Annotated in this window: 1 protein-coding gene and 2 pseudogenes; all 3 read right to left on the bottom strand. The window is 73.2% G+C overall.

What is annotated here, in order from left to right; all coding sequences use genetic code 11:
• Positions 1 to 500: GTP-binding protein (locus AC2W7M_RS23740; RefSeq protein WP_486135414.1), on the bottom strand; the 500-nt coding region annotated here is incomplete at its 3' end.
• 162 nt (positions 501 to 662) lie between these two features.
• Positions 663 to 1,304 (bottom strand): annotated as a pseudogene (locus tag AC2W7M_RS23735) (tetratricopeptide repeat protein); the annotation flags it as partial.
• A gap of 18 nt (positions 1,305 to 1,322) precedes the next feature.
• Positions 1,323 to 2,508: pseudogene (gene selA, locus AC2W7M_RS23730) on the bottom strand (L-seryl-tRNA(Sec) selenium transferase); the annotation flags it as partial.

The following is a 2,508-nucleotide window of genomic DNA, read 5'->3' as shown; positions in this document are numbered from 1 at the left end:
CCGGTGGCGCCGCGCGCGTCGATGCCGGCGCCGGTGGCCGCCGAGACGGGCAGGATCTCCGCGCCCTCAAGCCCCGTGCCCTCAAGCGCGGCGGCGATCTCGGCCGACACCGCGTCGAGGCGGGCGGCGTCCACCAGGTCGGCCTTGGTCAGGGCGACGAGGCCATGGCGGATCCCCAGAAGGTCGACGATGGCGAGGTGCTCGCGGGTCTGCGGCATCATCCCGTCGTCGGCCGCCACCACGAGGATCACGAAATCGATGCCGCTCGCGCCGGCGAGCATGGTGTGCACGAACTTCTCGTGGCCCGGCACGTCGACGAAGCCCAGCACCTCGCCGGCCCCGTCCGCCTCCTCGCCGGCCAGCGGCAGATACGCGAAGCCCAAATCGATGGAGATGCCGCGCGCCTTCTCCTCCTTCAGCCGGTCGGTGTCGACGCCGGTGAGCGCGCGCACCAGCGTGGACTTGCCGTGGTCGATATGGCCGGCGGTGCCGATGATCATGGCGCCTTCGCCCCCGGCAGAGGCAGCCCCGCGCGACGGCGCGCCTCCACCTGCTCCTGAGGGAAGAGCTGGCCCCGCACCACGTCGAAGAAGCGCTCGGCGAGCGGCTGCCGCCGCGCGCGCCCGCAGCAGCCAGACGAAGGCGGTCAGGTTGTCGCGCGGAACCCCGGAGCCGAGATGGTAGGCCGCGCCCAGCATGGCCTGGCCGTCGGCGTCGCCCGCCTCGGCGCCCTTGAGCCACCAGCGGGCGGCCTCGGCCGGGTCGCGCGCCGTGCCCAGCGCATTGTGCGCCATCATGCCGAGCCGTGTCATGGCGGCGGCGACGCCCTGGGCCGCGGCCGCCTCGGCCCATTTCTTCGCTTCGCTGGGCTCGGGCGGCATCACCTCGCCCTCCAGCAGCATCCAGCTCAGCATGTCCTGGGCCGGGCCGTCGCCCTTCTCGGCGGCGGCACGATAGAGCTCGGCGGCGCGGGTATAGTTCTGCTCCGTGCCCTCGCCCTTGAAGTGGAGCGCGGCGAGGTTGCGCATGCCGACCGGGTCGCCGCCGGCGGCGGACAGCTCCAGCCAGCGGTGAGCGAGGGCGAGATCGCGATCGACCCCGAGGCCGTCCACGAAGCAGGCGCCCACATTGTTCTGCGCCCGCGGATGGCCGGCGCTGGCGAGCGGCTCCCAGAGCGAGAGCGCTTGGCATAGTCGCCCTGCCGCGCGGCGTCGAGGGCGGCGTTCATGGCGGCTTCGGCTTCGGCAACGCCGGCCCGCCGGCCGTGCGGCCTTGCCCTTCACGGCGGTCAAGCCCAACCCCATGGGCGCCACATCCCCCGGCAGCGTATCGAAGGCGGCGAGCAGCGCCGCGCCGTCGTCGAGGCATCTCAGGTCCAGCACCAGCGCCTGGTCCTCCACCCGGCCGATCACCGGGACCGGCAGGCGACGCAGCGCGTCCGCAAGGCCGGCAAGCGTCCGCCCGCTGCCGTCGGTTGGGCGAAGGGTCAGCCCGGCGCTGGGCAAGGTCTCCAGCGGCAACGCGCCGGAGCCGATCTGGCTGCGGCAGGCGATGACGGCAACGGCGAAGCCCGTCCCGAGCCGCGCCGCGATCTCCGGCGCCAGACGCTCGGCCTCGGCCGCGAGGTCCGCGGCCGTGCGGGTGAGGACGCGCAAGGTGGGCAGCCGGGCGGCGAGGCGGTCGGGGTCGCGATAGAGCTTGAGGGTCGCCTCCAGGGCGGCGAGGCGGATCTTGTCCACCCTGAGCGCCCGCTTCATGGGGTTCTTGTTGATCGCGCCGATCAGCTCCGCGCGGCCGACGATGAAGCCGGTCTGCGGGCCGCCGAGCAGCTTGTCGCCGGAGAAGGTGACGATGTCCGCCCCTTCCGCCACCGCTTCGCGCACCGTGGGCTCGTGGACGAGGCCGTAGGCGGCGAGGTCGCACAGCGTGCCCGAGCCGAGGTCGTTCACCAGCGGCACGCCGTGGCTTCGGGCGAGATCCGCCAGCGCGCGGGCCGGCACCTCCGCGGTGAAGCCCTCGATGCGGTAATTGGAGGTGTGGACCTTCAGAACCAGGCCGGTCTCGGGGGTGAGGGCGCCTTCATAATCGCGCAGGTGGGTGCGGTTGGTGGTGCCGATCTCGCGCAGGCGGGTGCCGGCGCGCGCCATGATCTCGGGCATGCGGAAGGCGCCGCCGATCTCGATCAGCTCGCCGCGGGAGACGATGGAGTCCTTGCCGGCCGCCAGCGTGTTGAGGGTGATGAGCACGGCGGCGGCATTGTTGTTGACGACGGTGGCCGCCTCCGCCCCAGTCAGTTCCAGCAGCAGGGCGCGCACATGGTCGTCGCGCTCGCCGCCGCCGGCCGCCCGAGAGGTCGAACTCCAGCGCCACCGCCTGCCGCATGGCCGCGGTGGCGGCCTCCACCGCCTCCTCGGCGAGGATGGCGCGGCCCAGATTGGTGTGCAGCACCGTGCCGGTCAGATTGATGACCGGCTTGAGCGAAGGGGCGGCCGCCGCCTCCAGCAGCGC

It is taken from the genome of Xanthobacter sp. BG11Y11_SDJG (assembly GCF_057364445.1).
This window is presented reverse-complemented; position numbering and strand designations above follow the sequence as displayed.